The sequence below is a fragment of the Actinospica durhamensis genome (assembly GCF_018139695.1).
In the GTDB taxonomy this organism is placed as follows: Bacteria; Actinomycetota; Actinomycetes; order Streptomycetales; family Catenulisporaceae; genus Actinospica; species Actinospica durhamensis.
On the sequence record NZ_JAGSOG010000841.1, the window covers coordinates 1 to 404 of the forward strand.

At 74.5% G+C, this 404-nt stretch carries 1 protein-coding gene; it reads left to right on the forward strand.

From position 1 onward, the window contains the following. Positions 1 to 404: GntR family transcriptional regulator (locus tag KDL01_RS42485; RefSeq protein WP_212534350.1), on the forward strand; the 404-nt coding region annotated here is incomplete at both ends.

Consider the following 404-nt stretch of genomic DNA (forward strand, 5'->3'; position numbering starts at 1 on the left):
AGGTGCTGGCCGGGCGGCTCCAGCCGGGGCAGGAATTCACCGTCAAGGAGATCGCCGAGCAGTACGGGGTGTCCGCGACCCCGGTCCGGGAGGCGCTGGTCGACCTGTCCGCGCAGGGACTGCTCGACGCGGACCAGCACCGGGGGTTCCGGGTGCACGAGTACTCCGTCGACGACTTCCGCGGGATGATCGAGGCCCGCACCCTGGTGGCCGACGGGATGTTCCGCGCGCTGACCGACGGCGGCCCGGCGCGTTTCCGGCCGGACGAGCCCCCGGTCGCCACCGCCCTCGCGGGGGTCCGGCGGCGCGGCGAGGAGGCGCAGCGTGCCGCCCTCGCCGGGGACCTGACCGTCCTGATCGGCTACGACCTGCGCTTCTGGCGCGAACTCGGGTCCGTCTTCGGC